18 protein-coding genes are annotated in these 15312 nt (G+C 63.4%); 8 read left to right on the top strand and 10 right to left on the bottom strand.

Annotated elements, in window-relative coordinates:
• Positions 1–19 precede the first annotated feature (19 nt).
• The 4 genes from CKW40_RS13940 to CKW40_RS13925 all read left to right on the top strand — a co-directional run bounded on the left by CKW40_RS13940 (position 20) and on the right by CKW40_RS13925 (position 3856).
• Positions 20–913 (top strand): LysR family transcriptional regulator, encoded by an 894-nt coding sequence (locus CKW40_RS13940; RefSeq protein WP_095200479.1) that lies wholly within the window; start codon positions 20–22, stop codon positions 911–913.
• Positions 914–988: 75 nt separating this feature from the next.
• On the top strand, positions 989–1366 hold the full coding sequence (locus CKW40_RS13935) for an ester cyclase (RefSeq protein ID WP_095200478.1): 378 nt from the start codon (positions 989–991) through the stop codon (positions 1364–1366).
• Between the two features lie 181 nt (positions 1367–1547).
• The gene (locus CKW40_RS13930; RefSeq protein WP_095200477.1) at positions 1548–2612 is read left to right on the top strand and encodes a YeiH family protein; all 1065 of its coding nucleotides are present in this window, start codon (positions 1548–1550) and stop codon (positions 2610–2612) included.
• A 197-nt stretch (positions 2613–2809) separates the two neighbouring features.
• Complete coding sequence (locus tag CKW40_RS13925; protein ID WP_095200476.1) at positions 2810–3856, top strand: alpha/beta hydrolase family protein; 1047 nt, start codon at positions 2810–2812, stop codon at positions 3854–3856.
• A gap of 221 nt (positions 3857–4077) precedes the next feature.
• On the opposite strand, the gene CKW40_RS13915 is transcribed toward CKW40_RS13925, so the two are convergent.
• The 6 genes from CKW40_RS13915 to CKW40_RS13890 form a co-directional block, all read right to left on the bottom strand.
• Positions 4078–4575, bottom strand: coding sequence for a free L-methionine (R)-S-oxide reductase MsrC (locus CKW40_RS13915; RefSeq protein WP_095200475.1), 498 nt, complete (start codon positions 4573–4575; stop codon positions 4078–4080).
• Positions 4576–4747: 172 nt separating this feature from the next.
• Complete coding sequence (locus CKW40_RS13910) at positions 4748–5062, bottom strand: GYD domain-containing protein (RefSeq protein WP_095200474.1); 315 nt, start codon at positions 5060–5062, stop codon at positions 4748–4750.
• Between the two features lie 258 nt (positions 5063–5320).
• Entirely contained in the window at positions 5321–6199 is an 879-nt protein-coding gene (locus CKW40_RS13905) for an AraC family transcriptional regulator (protein WP_095200473.1), read from the bottom strand.
• Between the two features lie 577 nt (positions 6200–6776).
• Positions 6777–6935, bottom strand: coding sequence for a hypothetical protein (locus tag CKW40_RS43740; protein ID WP_179297959.1), 159 nt, complete (start codon positions 6933–6935; stop codon positions 6777–6779).
• Between the two features lie 146 nt (positions 6936–7081).
• Complete coding sequence (gene groL, locus CKW40_RS13895; protein ID WP_095200472.1) at positions 7082–8713, bottom strand: chaperonin GroEL; 1632 nt, start codon at positions 8711–8713, stop codon at positions 7082–7084.
• Positions 8714–8805: 92 nt separating this feature from the next.
• Positions 8806–9141 (bottom strand): co-chaperone GroES, encoded by a 336-nt coding sequence (locus CKW40_RS13890; protein ID WP_095200471.1) that lies wholly within the window; start codon positions 9139–9141, stop codon positions 8806–8808.
• 247 nt (positions 9142–9388) lie between these two features.
• On the opposite strand from CKW40_RS13890, the gene CKW40_RS13885 reads away from it, so the two are divergent.
• Both CKW40_RS13885 and CKW40_RS13880 read left to right on the top strand, forming a co-directional pair.
• On the top strand, positions 9389–9643 hold the full coding sequence (locus tag CKW40_RS13885) for a hypothetical protein (RefSeq protein ID WP_095200470.1): 255 nt from the start codon (positions 9389–9391) through the stop codon (positions 9641–9643).
• Positions 9640–9906 (top strand): DUF1488 family protein, encoded by a 267-nt coding sequence (locus tag CKW40_RS13880; RefSeq protein ID WP_095200469.1) that lies wholly within the window; start codon positions 9640–9642, stop codon positions 9904–9906. The genes CKW40_RS13885 and CKW40_RS13880 overlap by 4 nt, the downstream gene beginning before the upstream one ends.
• Here CKW40_RS13880 and CKW40_RS13875 read toward each other — a convergent pair whose 3' ends face one another.
• The 4 genes from CKW40_RS13875 to CKW40_RS13860 form a co-directional block, all read right to left on the bottom strand.
• Complete coding sequence (locus CKW40_RS13875) at positions 9907–10131, bottom strand: DUF6500 family protein (RefSeq protein ID WP_095200468.1); 225 nt, start codon at positions 10129–10131, stop codon at positions 9907–9909. It abuts the gene before it with no gap.
• A 62-nt stretch (positions 10132–10193) separates the two neighbouring features.
• Positions 10194–10385 (bottom strand): hypothetical protein, encoded by a 192-nt coding sequence (locus CKW40_RS13870; protein ID WP_095200467.1) that lies wholly within the window; start codon positions 10383–10385, stop codon positions 10194–10196.
• Between the two features lie 5 nt (positions 10386–10390).
• Positions 10391–10597, bottom strand: coding sequence for a hypothetical protein (locus tag CKW40_RS13865; protein ID WP_179297977.1), 207 nt, complete (start codon positions 10595–10597; stop codon positions 10391–10393).
• 616 nt (positions 10598–11213) lie between these two features.
• On the bottom strand, positions 11214–12272 hold the full coding sequence (locus tag CKW40_RS13860; protein ID WP_095200466.1) for a diguanylate cyclase domain-containing protein: 1059 nt from the start codon (positions 12270–12272) through the stop codon (positions 11214–11216).
• 574 nt (positions 12273–12846) lie between these two features.
• Here CKW40_RS13860 and CKW40_RS13855 point away from each other — a divergent pair.
• Together CKW40_RS13855 and CKW40_RS13850 are read left to right on the top strand one after the other, a co-directional pair.
• Positions 12847–13890: a LacI family DNA-binding transcriptional regulator gene (locus tag CKW40_RS13855; RefSeq protein ID WP_095200465.1), complete on the top strand. Its 1044-nt coding sequence runs from the start codon at positions 12847–12849 to the stop codon at positions 13888–13890.
• A 64-nt stretch (positions 13891–13954) separates the two neighbouring features.
• Positions 13955–15202, top strand: a complete 1248-nt coding sequence (locus CKW40_RS13850; RefSeq protein WP_095200697.1) for an ABC transporter substrate-binding protein — start codon at positions 13955–13957, stop codon at positions 15200–15202.
• Positions 15203–15312: the final 110 nt, after the last annotated feature.

The raw sequence follows: 15312 nt of genomic DNA, 5'->3' as shown, positions 1-15312 counted from the left end.
TTATGAGGAATTCTCATCAATGCCGCGAGACAATCTCAACGAACTGACCGCCTTCCTCGCCGTGGCGCGCGAAAAGAGTTTTACCCGGGCGGCGGCACAGCTCGGCGTCTCGCAATCGGCGCTCAGCCACACGGTGCGCGCGCTGGAGGAGCGGCTGGGCGTGCGGCTGCTCACCCGCACCACGCGCAGCGTCTCGCCCACCGAGGCCGGCGAGCGCCTGGTGCGCTCCGTCGGGCCAAGGCTCGACGAGATCGAGGCCGAGCTCACCGCGCTCAGCGCCTTGCGTGAAAAGCCCGCCGGCACCATCCGCATCACCGCCGGCGAGCATGCCGCCGACGCGGTGCTGTGGCCGGCGATCGCGCGGCTTTTGCCGGACTATCCCGACATCAAGGTCGAGATCATCGTCGATTACGGCCTGACCGATATCGTCGCCGAGCGCTACGATGCCGGCGTGCGGCTCGGCGAACAGGTGGCGCACGACATGATCGCGGTGCGCATCGGCCCCGACATGCGCATGGCGGTGGTCGGCGCGCCGGCCTATTTCGCGAAGCGGCCAAAGCCGCGCGTGCCGCAGGACCTGACCACCCACAATTGCATCAACCTGCGCCTGCCGACTTATGGCGGGCTCTATGCCTGGGAATTCGAAAAGGCCGGCCGCGAGCTGAAGGTGCGCGTCGAGGGCCAGTTGACCTTCAACACGGCAGGGCTGCGCATGAATGCCGTGCTCGCAGGCCTCGGCCTCGCCTATCTGCCCGAGGACCAGGTGCGCACGCAGTTGGCGGACGGCCGGCTGGTGCGGGTGCTGGCCGACTGGTGCGCGCCCTTCCCCGGCTACCACCTCTATTACCCCAGCCGCCGCCAGGCGACGCCGGCCTTCTCGCTGCTGGTCGATGCCTTGCGGTATCGGGGCTAGAACGTCTGGACTGTATTCGCGGTCGTTCTATCTTCCTGCCGGAACGCGATCTGACGAAACCTCGGAGCCATCGCCGTGACCGAGACCGACCTCTATCGAGGCTATATCGACTGCCTCAACAATCAGGATTGGCAGCGACTGCATCGCTTCGTCCATGACGAGGTGCACTACAACAGTGAGCAGGTCGGGCTCTCAGGCTACCGCGCCATGCTGGAACGGGATTTTCGCGAAATTCCGGACCTCTATTTCGACGTCCAGCTGCTGGTCTCCGAGCCACCGTTCATCGCCAGCCGCATCCGGTTCAACTGCACGCCGAAGGGAACCTTCTTCGGCCTGCCCATCAATGGCAAAAAGGTCTCCTTCAGCGAGAACGTCTTCTATGAATTTCTGAACGACCGGATCAGGAACGTCTGGTCGGTCATCGACAAGGCGGCGATCGAGGCGCAGCTTTGAGGCTAGCTGCCTTCTCCCCGTTCCACGGGGAGAAGGTGCCGGCAGGCGGATGAGGGGCAGCGCCAACGCTGGTCAATGATCCCAACCGTTCGTAAAAATCGATCATTCCAACCAGAACAATTCGTTGGAAAGATCGTTTCAGGAATGGCATTCTCGAGGGGTACTTGCCTGGAGAATTGCATTGTCTTCCGCCACCCACATCGCGAACGACATTCCGAAAAGCCTGATACCGGCCGATCTGGCCACGGGCCGCAAGCGCCTCGATTCGGTGTGGAACGGCGTCATCCCCGGCATCGTGCTGGTGGCGATGATCACGGCCGTGGCCTTCTCGGCGCACAATGTCTCCGGTTTTGCCCTGTTCAGCCCGATGATCCTCGCCGTCGTCGCCGGCATGGTCTATTCCAACGTGCTCGGCACCCCGGCGCACGCCAAGGCCGGCATCGCCTTCTCGCAAAAGCGCCTGCTGCGCTTCGCCATCGTGCTGCTCGGCTTCCAGCTGACGCTCGGCCAGGTCGTCTCGATCGGCGCCGGCGGCGTCGGCATCGTCGCGGCGACGCTCGGCGCCACCTTCCTCTTCACCGTCACGCTCGGCCGGCTGATCGGCGTCGACCGCAAGCTGGCGCAACTGATTGCCGCCGGCACTTCGATCTGCGGCGCCTCGGCCATCGTCGCCACCAACATCGTCACCGATGCGCGCGACGAGGACGTCACCTATGCCGTCGCCTCGATCACCTTGTTCGGCACCGTCGCCATGCTCGGCTTCCCGCTGCTGGCCCCTACGCTCGGCCTCGACCAGCATGCGTTCGGCCTGTGGGCCGGTGCCTCCATCCATGAGGTGGCGCAGGTCATCGGCGCCGGCTTCCAGAACGGTACCCAGTCCGGCGAGATCGCCACCGTGGCCAAGCTGACGCGCGTTGCCATGCTGGCGCCGATGGTCATCGCGCTCGGCCTGATGGCGCGTCGCAAGACCAGCGGCGACCAGTCTGCTGCACGGCCGCCGATGCCGTGGTTCGTCGCCGCTTTCGTCGCAGTCGTGGCGCTGAACAGCCTGGTCACCGTGCCGGCCGAAGTGAAGTCGGCGATGGCTCTCGCCACCACCATCATGCTGACCATGGGGCTGGCCGCCATGGGCCTGCAGGCCGACATTTCGCAGCTGCGCTCGCGCGGCCTGCGCCCGCTGGCGCTCGCCTTCTCCGCCTTCCTGTTCATCGGCTGTTTCAGCCTGATGCTGGTGAAGTTCGCCTAAGGCCCGGAGGCAGCGCTCCACGGCAACGCTGTCCGCGCCGGTCCTCAATCGCGATCAAGCACGTCCTCGATCATGATCGAGGTCTCTCTCTGCGTTCGTATCCGCCGATATCGCGGCATGAACGCAGCAACCGAACCGCCCGGGCGCCAAACCTCCAGCCCCCAGCCTTGGCGCCACGTTCGGCAACGGAGATCTCAATGAAGTTCTGGACCATGCTTTGCACCATTCTTGTTTCGACAATACTGATGCACCCGGCCAGCGCCGGCGACACCGTCGGCGTTCGCCACTTCCTTGCCCCGTCCAGGGAACGCGGCACCGATCTCGACGTCACGGTCTGGTACCCGGCGCAGCCAGGTGGCGAGGCGGTCAACCTTGGCGACAGCGAGCTGTTCGTCGGCACATCGGCCATGCGCGATGCGCCGATATCAGGCGGGAAATTTCCGCTGATCCTGCTGTCGCACGGCGCCGGCCTGGCGGGGACCCCGCAAGCACTGAGCTGGATTGCAACGCCCTTGGCGAGGCAAGGTTTCGTCGTCGCCGCTCCCACCCATCCGGGAAATGGCGGGAAAAACAGATCCGCCGCCGAGACGATGAAACTCTGGCTGCGGCCGGCCGACCTCGCGGCGACACTGGATGCAATCGGCAAGGACACGTTCTTCGGCGCTCACCTCGAGCAAGGCAAAGTCGGCGTTCTCGGTCTTTCCATGGGCGGCAACACGGCACTGGCGATTGCCGGCGCCCGGGTCGACCCCAAGCTGCTGGCGGCCTATTGCGATACGGACGCGCTCAATGCCTCGCTGTGCCAGTGGATCAGGCAAAGCGGCGTCGATCTCCACGCCATGGATCTGCAGCCCGCCGGCCGCGACAACACAGACGACCGCATCCGCTTCGCCATGGCGATCGATCCCGCCCCGGTCGATGTCCTTGACGCCAAAAGCTTCGCCGAGATCAAAATTCCGCTCGCCATCTTCAATCTTGGCCGGCCCGGGAAAATCCCTGCAACCGCCGACGCTTCCGGCATCGCGAAGGCGATTGCAAATGCGAGCTATGCGACGATCGAGGATGCGAGCCACTACAGCATGTTCGGCGCGTGCAAGCCCGGTGCGGCGGAGATCATCGCGTCCGAAGAGATCGGTGATCCCCTGTGCGATGATGGTGCGGGGCGCTCGCGCGGCGAGATCCATGCGCAGCTGATTGATATGACCGTTGTGGCGTTCAGCAGAGCGTTGAAGGCAGGGCAGTAGGGCTTGCGAGGTAGCACCCTACGGCGCCCCCCTCTGTCCTGCCGGACATCTCCCCCACTTGGGGGGAGATTGGCTGTTTTGGCGCCCCACTCTTTCTGCAATGTTGAGATTAGCGAAGGCCGCGATGACTGCCGATCTCCCCACCCGTGGGGGAGATGTCCGGCAGGACAGAGGGGGGCGCCGTAGAACTCGACGTCGACGCTTATCGCAATGACGAGCGCTCAATCCTCGAAAGAACTCGCAGCCGCATAGATCGCCGCCAGCGTCTCGATACCCGCCTGGTCGGCCTGGTCGAAGCGGCCGGGCAGCGGGCTGTCGAGATCGAGCACGCCGAAAACGCCTTCATCATCTTCGAGCAGCACCACCAGCTCCGAGCGCGAGGCGGCATCGCAGGCGATGTGGCCGGGGAAATCATGCACGTCCTTGATCAGCATCGAGGTGCCGAGTTGAACCGCCGTTCCGCACACGCCCTTGCCGACGGCGATGCGCACGCAGGCCGGCTTGCCCTGGAAAGGTCCCAGCACCAGTTCCTCGTCCGAGGCCAGGAAATAGAAGCCGGCCCAATTGAGGTCGGGCACCATCTGGAAGATCAGCGCCGCCGTGTTGGCGGCATTGGCGATCGAGTCGCTTTCGCCTTCGAGCAGCGCTTTCAGCTGAGCGGCGAGGTCGCGATAGAACGCGGCCTTGTCTGACGTATCGATGGCCTTGGCCGCGAACATGGCTTGTCTCCGAACTGAGAATCGCGGTTCCGTTTCCGCAAGCTGCACCAAACGACCACCGGACGACATTAGCGTGAATTCCAGTCGCCGCGAAAGTCGGAAGAAGATGCCCTGTCCGGCATTCGGCAGCACGGCATCGAACCGTGCTGCCTTGATCAAGAAGGCAAGTCCATCAGCCGGCGGGTTTGTACGCGCCGGCAGCCTTGTTGGCGGCCGCGAGCACCGCCTTCATGTCGAGTTCTTCCAGCACAACCATCTCGGTCAGCGAGCCGCTCGCCCGCACCGCAAGGGACATGCCAATCCCCGCTGATTGGTCCGGCACCTCGCCATTGACAACGACGTCATAGATGCCGCGCGTGAACATCACGCTGGTCACCTTGCCGCCAACGCTTTCAAAAAGCGCCTTGACCGCAGCCTGCCTGTCCGAACCTTGCATCAATCCTTTGGCGGCATGAGGCGCATAGTTTGCCAAGATAGTCACTTTCATGGGTATTTCCTCCAAATGTCATTGTCTCGTGCTGCTCCATAATTCGAGCGGCACGGAGTGATTTATTTTTCGGAACAATTGCAGGCGCCCTTGGACGCGTTGGCGGCCAAGGGCCTACTGCCGGATGAATATGCGCTTTGGCTAATATAATGACAATACCGGACAGGCCGATACTGCCGACAGGAAGGTGTCTGGCTCGATCCCGGGTTGGCCCACGACATCGAACTCGCGCCGCTGACGCGTGATGTGGTGCTGGGGCTATTTCAGGGGCAGAAAAAGCTCAACGACCACTTCGTGCAGCGGCCCTTCCGCGACGAGGGACAGGTGTCGTTGGCAATAGACCGGAAAGTCGCGCACTTCCTCGCCGCTGGCCGGAAGCCATTCACGATAAAGGTAAAGTGCCGCGGGTTCGAGATTGTTGGTGTTGCCGGGGTAGCGCAGCACGGCACAGCGTCCGCCGGGGATCACGCCAGCCTTCATCTGCTTGTCATTCTCATCGATCGGCCGATCGGTCCCGACACAAATATCCATGCTGTAATCGGCCGCGACCGCGGGCTCCCTTTCGGAACGGAAGATGTTGAAGGTCGGGCTTGTCTCGGGCGACAGGCCGGCAGCCTTGCGCCAGGCGATGAACCGCTGGATGGTGTCCTGGAGTGTTGCCCGGTCGCCGCGATGCTCCATAACAGCCACCGGCGTGGGCGGCACGTCGCGGATCGTCACGTCGTTATGGTCGAAGATTATCTGCATGAGCGTGTTCCTTGCTTTGTCGAAAGGCCCGAAGGCCATCAGCCACGCTCCCCAGTCGGGAGATTTCCGAAACGACGAAGGCGATTGCCCGAACCGTTGCCGAAAGGCGCGGGCGAAGGCATCCGGTGCGTCGTAACCGGCATCCATCGCTATGTCGGTGACGCTTTCGCTCCCGGCAAGCCTGTACGAAGCACGCTTCAAGCGGGCGAGCTGGACATAGCGATGCACGGACACCCCGAAGGTTGACGTGAACTGCCGGTGGAAATGGTATTTCGAGAACGCCGCGACGCCGCTCAAGGCTTCCAGATCCAGATCGCCATCCAGATGCTGGTCTATGTGGTCCAGCACCCGCTGCATCCGGGCATGGTAGTTTTCAAGCGCCGCCTTCAACGTCTCTTCTCCGTGGCAACACCAGATAGTCGCTCCCGCACATGTCACGCTCGACCGATCTTGCGGTTTGACACGGGATCCACCGGTGCCGCCAGCGGCCTCAGGCCAGTCGCGGTGCATGCCAGGATCGACCAGCGCACGGTGGGCTGGACCGCGGCGCCGGTTCGTCACTGTATCATGGAGCGGAGGAGCAGAATGGATGTAGGTCAACGACCAAGCGACCGGCTGCTTCCGGCGATAGACCAGAGGCAGCGCTCTACGGCGCCCCCCTCTGGCCTGCCGGCCATCTCCCGCACGAGGGGGGAGATCGGCTGTCACGTTCGCTTTCGCCAATCACCAACGTTGAAAGCGTAGAGAGCCGGCGCCAAAGCTGCCAATCTCCCCCCTTGTGGGGGAGATGTCCGGCAGGACAGAGGGGGGCGCTGGCCCGCCAACCCCGCGAAACTTAGCTAGTCCGTTCGAATTCGTCGGCCCGACCATGGTTTATGCCTGGATGCAGGCGGGTCGGCATCGTCGATCACGCCACCGGCTGCTCCGGCGATCGCAAGTCGCGCTTTGAACCCGGCGATGTCGGTGCTCACATCGGGCGCTTGGGCTCACTCTTTGGCGACGTTGCCGTGTCGGAATCGGATTTCTTGTGCTTGTCGGCGGCAATCCTGCGGATGCGGTCGAAGCGGCTTTCTTCGGTGGTTTCGGTCGTTACGACCGTCTGTGGCTTCTGCACGAACGTGATCATGGATCCGTCTCCTGGGCTAGAGGCCTGCGCGCCGGGAGAGAATCCCCCGGCGATAATATCTAACTTCAGTGAGCAGCCGGCGTGGCTGATTCAGATAGGCCCGGAGGACAGCTTCGATGAAGCCACCCCGTAGACCGGCTGAACCGTTAGTAGCCGCCCATGCCGCCGCCGCCACCACCCGCCGGTGCCGCATCCTTGGCGGGAATGTCGGTGATCATCGCTTCGGCGGTGATCAGAAGGGCGGCGATCGAACCAGCGTCCTGCAGCGCGGTGCGCACCACTTTCGCCGGGTCGACGATGCCGGCCTTGATCATGTCGACATAGGTCTCGTTCTGGGCGTCAAAGCCCTGATTGTGGTCCTTGCTGTCGGTGAGCTTGCCGACGACGATCGAGCCTTCGACGCCGGAATTCTCGGCGATCTGGCGGATCGGCGCTTCCAGCGCACGCAACACGATCGAAATGCCTGCGGTGACATCGTCATTGGCGCCGTTCAGGCCAGCAAGCGCCGACCGGGCGCGCAGCAATGCCACGCCGCCGCCAGGCACGATGCCTTCCTCGACCGCCGCACGCGTTGCGTTCAGCGCGTCGTCGATGCGGTCCTTCTTTTCCTTCACTTCCGACTCGGTGACGCCGCCGACGCGGATGACGGCAACGCCGCCCGACAGCTTGGCCAGCCGCTCCTGCAGCTTTTCCTTGTCGTAGTCGGAGGTGGTCTCCTCGATCTGGCCCTTGATCTGGGCGACGCGCGCCTGGATCGTCGCCTTGGTGCCGGCGCCGTCGATGATCGTGGTGGTGTCCTTCTCGATCAGCACGCGCTTGGCGCGGCCGAGCATCTCGATGGTGACGTTCTCGAGCTTGATGCCGAGATCCTCGGAGACCATCTGGCCTGCAGTCAGCACGGCGATGTCTTCCAGCATCGCCTTGCGGCGATCGCCAAAGCCCGGCGCCTTGACCGCCGCGACCTTGAGGCCGCCGCGCAATTTGTTGACGACCAGCGTGGCCAGAGCCTCGCCTTCGACGTCTTCCGAGATGATCAGCAGCGGCCGGCCGCTCTGCACCACCGCTTCGAGGATCGGCAGCATTGCCTGCAGATTGCCGAGCTTCTTCTCATGGATGAGCACATAGGGCTCTTCCAGCTCGACGCGCATCTTGTCGGCATTGGTGACGAAATACGGGCTGAGATAGCCGCGGTCGAACTGCATGCCCTCGACGACGTCGAGCTCGGTTTCTGCGGTCTTGGCTTCTTCGACGGTGATGACGCCGTCATTGCCGACCTTGTCCATCGCCTTGGCGATCATGTCGCCGACGGTGGCATCGCCATTGGCGGCAATGGTGCCGACCTGGGCGATCTCGGCCGACGACTTGACTTTCTTGGCTTTCGCCTTGATTTCGATGACGACGGCGGCGACCGCCTGGTCGATGCCGCGCTTGAGGTCCATGGGGTTCATGCCGGCGGCAACCAGCTTGGCGCCTTCGCGCAGGATCGAGGCGGCCAGCACCGTCGCGGTGGTGGTGCCGTCACCGGCGAGGTCGTTGGTCTTCGAGGCCACTTCGCGCACCATCTGCGCGCCCATATTCTCGAACTTGTCGGCAAGCTCGATTTCCTTGGCCACGGTGACGCCGTCCTTGGTGATGCGCGGCGCGCCATAGGCCTTGTCGATGATGACGTTGCGGCCTTTGGGGCCGAGCGTCACCTTGACGGCGTTGTTGAGAATCTCGACGCCGCGCAGCATGCGGTCACGCGCGTCGGTGGCGAATTTGATTTCCTTGGCAGACATGATTTTTATCCAGTTCGGTTGATGAAGGCAGAGCCTCCATGATCAATCTCTGAGCGTCCTTGCGCGTCCCGAAGGACACGCGGGCGCGCTGATCAGGCAGCCTTCTTGGCGGCGACAGTCTTCTCGGTGGCTGCCTCGCTCTTGTCGATGACACCCATAATGTCGGCTTCCTTCATGATCAGCAGGTCCTCGCCGTCGATCTTGACCTCGGTGCCCGACCATTTGCCAAACAGGATCAGGTCGCCGGCCTTGACGTCGGGCGGAACAAGCGCGCCGTTTTCGTCGCGTGCGCCGGGGCCGACGGCGATGACTTCGCCTTGCTGCGGCTTTTCCTTGGCATTGTCGGGAATGATGATGCCGCCCTTGGATTTGATATCGCCTTCGGCGCGCCGGATGACGACGCGGTCGTGGAGTGGCCGAAACTTCATGAAAACTTCTTTCTGGGGCCAGCTTAGGCGGCCGCTTCCCCCATATAGGCGCTTTGGCACTCGATAGATAGGAGTGCCAAAAATTATTCGCGGACCCGATGAAATATTGAAAAGTATTATTTCGACCGGCGATTTGGTGATATCGCGAATGGCATAAATAATTCAAAAAATTGAATTTTGCCGATCAAGCGCCTATTTATCGGACAAGTTCACTTTCACGATTTCAAACGCAAGGGAGATTTGTTCGATGGCCGACGGCAATCAGACGATCATGGAAAAAGCTGAAGCCCGCTTCGTCGACAAGCAGAAGAAGACGGCGGAGAAAAACAAGGCAACCGCCGAGTACATGTCCGAAGCGAAGGCCAGGGAGATCAAGACGGCGAAGCTCAGGATTTTGCGGCTGGCCAAGGAAGAGGCCGACCGTGTCGCCGAAGCCTTGAACCCGACGCCGAAGAAGAAGCGGGCGACCAAGAAGGCCGCCACAACGGAGGTCAAGACATGAGCCTGACATTCCCCAACCGCAGCCGCAGCTATGACGAAGCCGGCAAGCGCATCCGTTTCGTCGGCCATGACGGCATGTTCCAGATTTCCTTCTCGGTCGCCGCCGATGCGATGACCCGGATGCAGCCGGCAACCGCGGCCAACGAGGCAGGTTACCTCGCGACATTCGACACCGAGAGCAGCGTCATCCGCGGCGTGGCGTCGAAGGCCTACGACCGCACCCGCAAGAGCATGTATGTGCTCACGGCCGCCGACTTCGGCTGATCAGCCGAGGTCCATGCCCTCGATCATCGTGCGTATCTTCGCGGCCTTTTCGAAATGATCGAGGCGGTGGGTTCTGATCCACCATTCCGCTGCTTCCATCAGCAGTTCGGGGTCGTCATTCCTGTTGGCGAAAAACGCGTAGAATGACACGCCGACGGCAGGCCCTTTCTCGGAGATCTTGCGGTCGCAAACCTCCAGTATCTTTTGCCTCAGGCTCGCTCTCACGGGAATCCTCTGGTTTTGGTTCGGTGGGTCTTGGCGCACCCTTTGAGCCGCAGCCGGAACGTTCAATCCTTGCGCTCCGCCCTCTCCCGGCGCTTGATGTCGCGGACATTCATCTGATCGAGCATGGCGTTGGCGTCGCGCGGGGTCATGCCGACCATCACTCTTTGCCGGACTTCGACCGGCTGGCCGGTGAAGACATCGATGATGGCCCAGCTCTGGGGCAGATCCATGCGCAGCGCGTAGCGATTTGCCATGGTCCTCAGCCCTGCATCATGAAAAACACCGCACCCAGGACCATCATCGTCCAGGCGATCACCGACAGCTTCAGCGCTATGCCACCATGCGTGGCCAGAGCCTCCCGCAAGCGCGGCACGATGCCCGCCGAAGCGACGGGCGCCGCCACGACGGCGACGGATGCCTTGGCGCCCAGTTTCCCAAAGACCGGCAGCAGTGACGGTTCACGCACGAAATAACCTCGAATGTCGGGGGAAATCGGAGCGAGCATGCTCGCGCCCTTCCATAGCACTCTTTTCGCGGGCGCCCTGCATGCCAAATGCAAATAGGTGGTTTTAACCTCGGCTCTGCGCCGCCTGGGACGATGGCGCCGAGATGTCCCTGCCCAAGCCGCCAAAGATGCAAGTCGGCAGGTCGTCGCCTTCGCTCTCGAAGGTTCGACACAGCTTCACCGCCATGCGATTTTTGGAGGCCTCGCCTCGGGATCGAACCGAGGCTTCAGAGATTTGCCGTCTCCAGCGTAGCCGCTCCGCCACGAGGCCATTGCCGTCGACCTAACGGGCAAATGGTTGCGGAAAAGTTAAGCCCGAAGGTTCTTCTGTCGGCACTTTGCGAAATGTCGCCTGGCGTCGTCGCGGCACCGCTGTTCGGCAGGCACTGCGCCACCGAAACCCAAAAGGAACGCGCGGCGCCAAGGGAGTTGAAACGCCGATCCGCGCGGGCAACAGGTGACCGGCAAGCCACGACTCAACGGGTGATGCAAAACATCAACTCTCAGCCTTAACTCTTTGTTCTCAAGAAATTCAGGGCGGGAAGCCGCTCCGGCTTTCCTGAAAGCCTGCAGCCCCTTACGCCGCGGCACTGCGGCCTTTCGCGCCGGCCTCGGCCTTGAAGATGCGGAACGTGTTGCGGCCTGCCGCCTTGGCGGCATAGAGTGCGGTGTCGGCCTGCGCGAACAGGTCGCAAGGCGCGCCTTGCCCGGCAAACGCAATGCCGACCGAGGCGCCCAGCCGCAGCGACTGGCCGCGCACCACGACCGGCTTGCCCATCCTCTCGATGATCTCGCGGGCCACGCCGGAGACGGCAGCCCGGTCGAGATGCGACCCAAGCAGCACCGCGAACTCGTCGCCGCCGACGCGCGCCACCAGATCCGCCGCGCCGCAGCCTTCGGCAAGGCGCTCGGCCGCCGCCTTCAGGCACTCGTCGCCGACGACATGGCCGAACGTGTCGTTGACCGCCTTGAAGCCGTCGAGGTCGATCAACAGCAGCGCGCCGAGCGGGCGGTTGGCATCCGCCTGCGCCAGCCGCGCCTGGAAACGCGCGCGGTTGGCTAGCCCGGTCATGGCGTCGAATTCGGCGAGATAGCGCATCCGGTCCGACAGGATCTTCTCCTCGGTGATGTCCTGCTTCATGCCGAAGATGCGCACCGGCACATCAGCCTCGCACTCGACGGTCGCGGTGATGCGGATCCAGCGGCTGTGTCCGGCGAAGGTGGTGATCTCGGCATCGAGCGTGAAGCCGCTGCGCTCGGCGATCGCAAGGCCGCGCAAACTGTCCAGCGCCTTGCGCGACTCCGCCGGATAGCACTTGATGATTTCCGAGCGGTCAAGCGCGGCGCCGGGCGGCAAATCGAACAGATCATAGACCACATCGGTCCAGTGCAGTTGCTCGCCAGGCAGGCTGCATTCCCACACGCCGATCCGCGCGGCCACAGAGGCGCGGTCGAAGATCTTGCGGCTGTGCGCCAGCGCAACCTCTTGGCCGGCGATCAGCGCCGCCTGCGCGGCAAGTTCGGCCTTGAGCTTGCCGATGGTGGCATCGCGGTGCCGTTCGTCGACGCTGCCTTGCCCCACCCGCTTGCCGGGCTGCGAGGCCGGGCCTTTCGGGGTGTATGACGTATCGGGCATGGCGGGACTCCTGGCGGGCGACCACCATGGCGCAACAGCCCTTAAGACTTCGCTGACGGCCGGCCTGCTTTGCCGGGAACAGGCTGGAAAAATGGCCGCTGGTTTAGGCGAGATCGGCAATCGTCGAAGTCGGCGCTGCCCCTCATCCCCCTGCCGGGACCTTCTCCCCGTGAACGGGGAGAAGAGGGCTGGACGCGACCTCGGCGCTCTTTTCTGCAGCGTTGACGATTGGCGAAATCGGCAATGGCAGCGTCCCTTCTCCCCGTTTACGGGGAGTTGAGGAGTGGTCCGCGCAGCGGACGAAAAGCCAACTGCTTGGCTTTTCGAACGACGAACGGCGGCAGCCAGATGAGGGGCGGCGCTAGCGCTTGGAAATAGGGAGAGGGACAATCCACCCCCTAAATCGCTTGGCTTGATCCTCTCCACTTTTCCCCTTGAACACTCTTCCAATCTGGCCTAGCCTTGACTTGAGAAAAGGTTTTTTCAAACAGTTTCGATCGGGCTCGGCCATTGGCCGGGCCTTATTCCGGTCTGTAAGAGAAAACCTTTTCCCAACTAAGGATTTTCTTGCGCGATGGCAGCGGACGATCAGCCTGTTCCGGTCTTTCCCAAGCCCGTCACCCTGCGTGACGTGGCGGCGCGGGCCGGCGTCAGCGTCGCCACCGCCTCGAAGGCGCTCAACGACCAGGGGCGCATGACCGCCGAGACCCGCGAGCGCATCCGCGAGACGGCGCGCAGCCTGGGCTTCCGGCCCAACAGCCTGGCGCAGAGCCTGCTCCGGCGCCGCTCCTTCACCGTCGGCCTGCTCACCAACGATACCTATGGCCGCTTCTCGCTGCCGCTGATGTCGGGCATTTCGGACGCGCTGGTCGACAACGGTGTCTCGGTTTTCCTGTGCAATGTCGAGGAGGATCCGCGCCTCGGCCAGCTGCATGTCGAGGCCATGCTCGACAAGCGTGTCGACGGCATCATCGCCACGGGCAAGCGCATCGACCGCCATCTGCCCGTCGACCTCGCCAATCTGCGCATCCCGGTGATCTATGCCTTCACCCAGCCCGATCCCGACGCCGTCGCCTTCGTCTCGGACGATGCCGGCGGCGCGCGGCTGGCGGTGGAGCATTTCTGCCGGCTTGGCCGCCGGCGCATCGCCCATGTCAGCGGGCCGGCAAGCTTCGCCGTGGTGCATGCCCGTGCCCAGGCCTATCGCGATGTGCTCGCCGAAAACGGCCTGCCGGTCACCGAGCCGCTGCTCGGCTCCTGGTCGGAAGCCTGGGGACATGAGGCGGTGACGCAGCTGTTCGATGGCAAAAGCGAAAGCCCGGACGCCGTCTTTTGCGGCAACGACCAGATCGCGCGCGGTGTCATCGATGCCTTGCGCGAGCGCGGCCTCAACGTTCCCGGCGATGTCGGCGTCATCGGTTTCGACAATTGGGAGATTGTCGCCGAAGCCACGCGCCCGCCGCTGACCTCGGTCGACATGAACCTGGCAGCCCTCGGGCGCGAGGCCGGGCTGACCCTGCTTTCCCTGGTCGGCGGCCGTTCCGCCGCGCCGGGCATTCGAAAACTGCCGTGCCGGCTGGTGGTGCGTCAGTCCTGTGGCCGCTCACCGGACGGCTGAAAACGCAGCGCCGCGTGATCGGCGCCAAGCCGCGCACAGCGGCCAACCCTTGGAGGAGGAAAAGATGAGGAACCTGATTGCCAAACTGGCCCTGGCCACTGCCGTTCTGGGCAGCGGTCTCGGTGCCGCTGCCGCCGACACCGCCAACATCTGGGTGCGCGCCGACGGCTCGAATTTCATGCCGCGCATCGTCGACGCCTACAACAAGGCGCACAAGGACCAGATCAAGCTCGACATCATCCCCAATGCCGAGATCATCCCGAAATATGGCGCGGCCGCCGCCGGCGGCACGGCGCCCGACGCGCTGTCGCTCGACCTGATCTACACGCCGTCCTTCGCCGCCGCCGGCCAGTTGGAGGACATCACCGACTGGGCGAAGTCCCTGCCCTATTTCGCCAGCCTGTCACCGGCGCATGTCAAGACCGGCACCTACAAGGACCACATCTATGGCCTGCCCTTCTCCGCCGACGCTTCGGTGCTGATCTGGAACAAGAAGCTGTTCAAGCAGGCCGGTCTCGACCCTGAAAAGGGTCCCACCAACTGGGCCGAAATCGCCGCCGATGCCGAGAAGGTCAACGCGCTTGGCGGCAACATCAAGGGCTTCTACTTCTCCGGCAATTGCGGCGGCTGCAACATCTTCACCTTCACGCCGCTGATCTGGGCCTCGGGCGGCGATATCCTCAGTGAGGACGGTTCCAAGGCGACGCTGGACAGCCCGCAATTGCGCGGTGCCATCGATCTCTACCGCTCGATGGTCAAGAAGGACCTGGTGCCGGCAGGCGCGCAGACCGACACCGGCGCCAATTTCTTCGCCGCCTTCGCCGCCGGCAATATCGGCATCTCGCCCTCCGGCGCCTTCGCCATCGGCGCGCTCAACACCCAATACCCAAATGTCGATTACGGCGTCACCTTCCTGCCGGGCAAGGATGGCGGCTGGTCGTCCTTTGCCGGCGGCGACAATTTCGTCGTCACCAAGGGCACCAAGAAGCTCGCCGTGGTGAAGGAGTTCCTGGACTTCGCCTATTCGCTGGAAGGCCAGACCATCCTCGCCAAATATGGCAGCCTGCCGGTGCGCGGCGACATCGCCAAGGATGCGCTCAGGGAACTCGACCCGCGCTACCAGATCGCCGCCGAGGCCATGGCCAAGGGCAAGACGCCCTATTCGGTGGTGTTCAACGATCTGATCAACTCGGCCAACGGCCCGTGGACGCAGATGGTCAACGAGGTCTTCTTCGGCGACGATGTCGACGGCGCGATAGCGAACGCGCAGGAGACCATGCAGTCGATCATCGACCAGGCGCCGCAGAAGTAAGCGCCGACCCCACCTCCCCCTCGAGGGGAGGTCGGACCGCAGGTCCGGGTGGGGTCACCTCGGCAGTGCTCGACGCCTCTTTTCAGGTCGGCGCGCTGCGGAGAGGACCC

The organism is Mesorhizobium carmichaelinearum, from assembly GCF_900199455.1.
Taxonomy (GTDB): Bacteria; Pseudomonadota; Alphaproteobacteria; order Rhizobiales; family Rhizobiaceae; genus Mesorhizobium; species Mesorhizobium carmichaelinearum.
Note: the sequence above shows the minus strand (reverse complement) of the source record. Positions and strands in the feature narration are given on the sequence as shown.

Coding starts and splice junctions, on each gene's coding strand:
- CKW40_RS43740 (WP_179297959.1), bottom strand. CDS start 6,935: ATGATCACGTTCGTGCAGAAGCCACAGACGGTCGTAACGACCGAAACC.
- CKW40_RS13915 (WP_095200475.1), bottom strand. CDS start 4,575: ATGTTCGCGGCCAAGGCCATCGATACGTCAGACAAGGCCGCGTTCTAT.
- CKW40_RS13885 (WP_095200470.1), top strand. CDS start 9,389: ATGGCCGACGGCAATCAGACGATCATGGAAAAAGCTGAAGCCCGCTTC.
- CKW40_RS13850 (WP_095200697.1), top strand. CDS start 13,955: ATGAGGAACCTGATTGCCAAACTGGCCCTGGCCACTGCCGTTCTGGGC.
- CKW40_RS13860 (WP_095200466.1), bottom strand. CDS start 12,272: ATGCCCGATACGTCATACACCCCGAAAGGCCCGGCCTCGCAGCCCGGC.
- CKW40_RS13880 (WP_095200469.1), top strand. CDS start 9,640: ATGAGCCTGACATTCCCCAACCGCAGCCGCAGCTATGACGAAGCCGGC.
- CKW40_RS13890 (WP_095200471.1), bottom strand. CDS start 9,141: ATGAAGTTTCGGCCACTCCACGACCGCGTCGTCATCCGGCGCGCCGAA.
- CKW40_RS13870 (WP_095200467.1), bottom strand. CDS start 10,385: ATGGCAAATCGCTACGCGCTGCGCATGGATCTGCCCCAGAGCTGGGCC.
- CKW40_RS13925 (WP_095200476.1), top strand. CDS start 2,810: ATGAAGTTCTGGACCATGCTTTGCACCATTCTTGTTTCGACAATACTG.
- groL (WP_095200472.1), bottom strand. CDS start 8,713: ATGTCTGCCAAGGAAATCAAATTCGCCACCGACGCGCGTGACCGCATG.
- CKW40_RS13940 (WP_095200479.1), top strand. CDS start 20: ATGCCGCGAGACAATCTCAACGAACTGACCGCCTTCCTCGCCGTGGCG.
- CKW40_RS13910 (WP_095200474.1), bottom strand. CDS start 5,062: ATGAAAGTGACTATCTTGGCAAACTATGCGCCTCATGCCGCCAAAGGA.
- CKW40_RS13855 (WP_095200465.1), top strand. CDS start 12,847: ATGGCAGCGGACGATCAGCCTGTTCCGGTCTTTCCCAAGCCCGTCACC.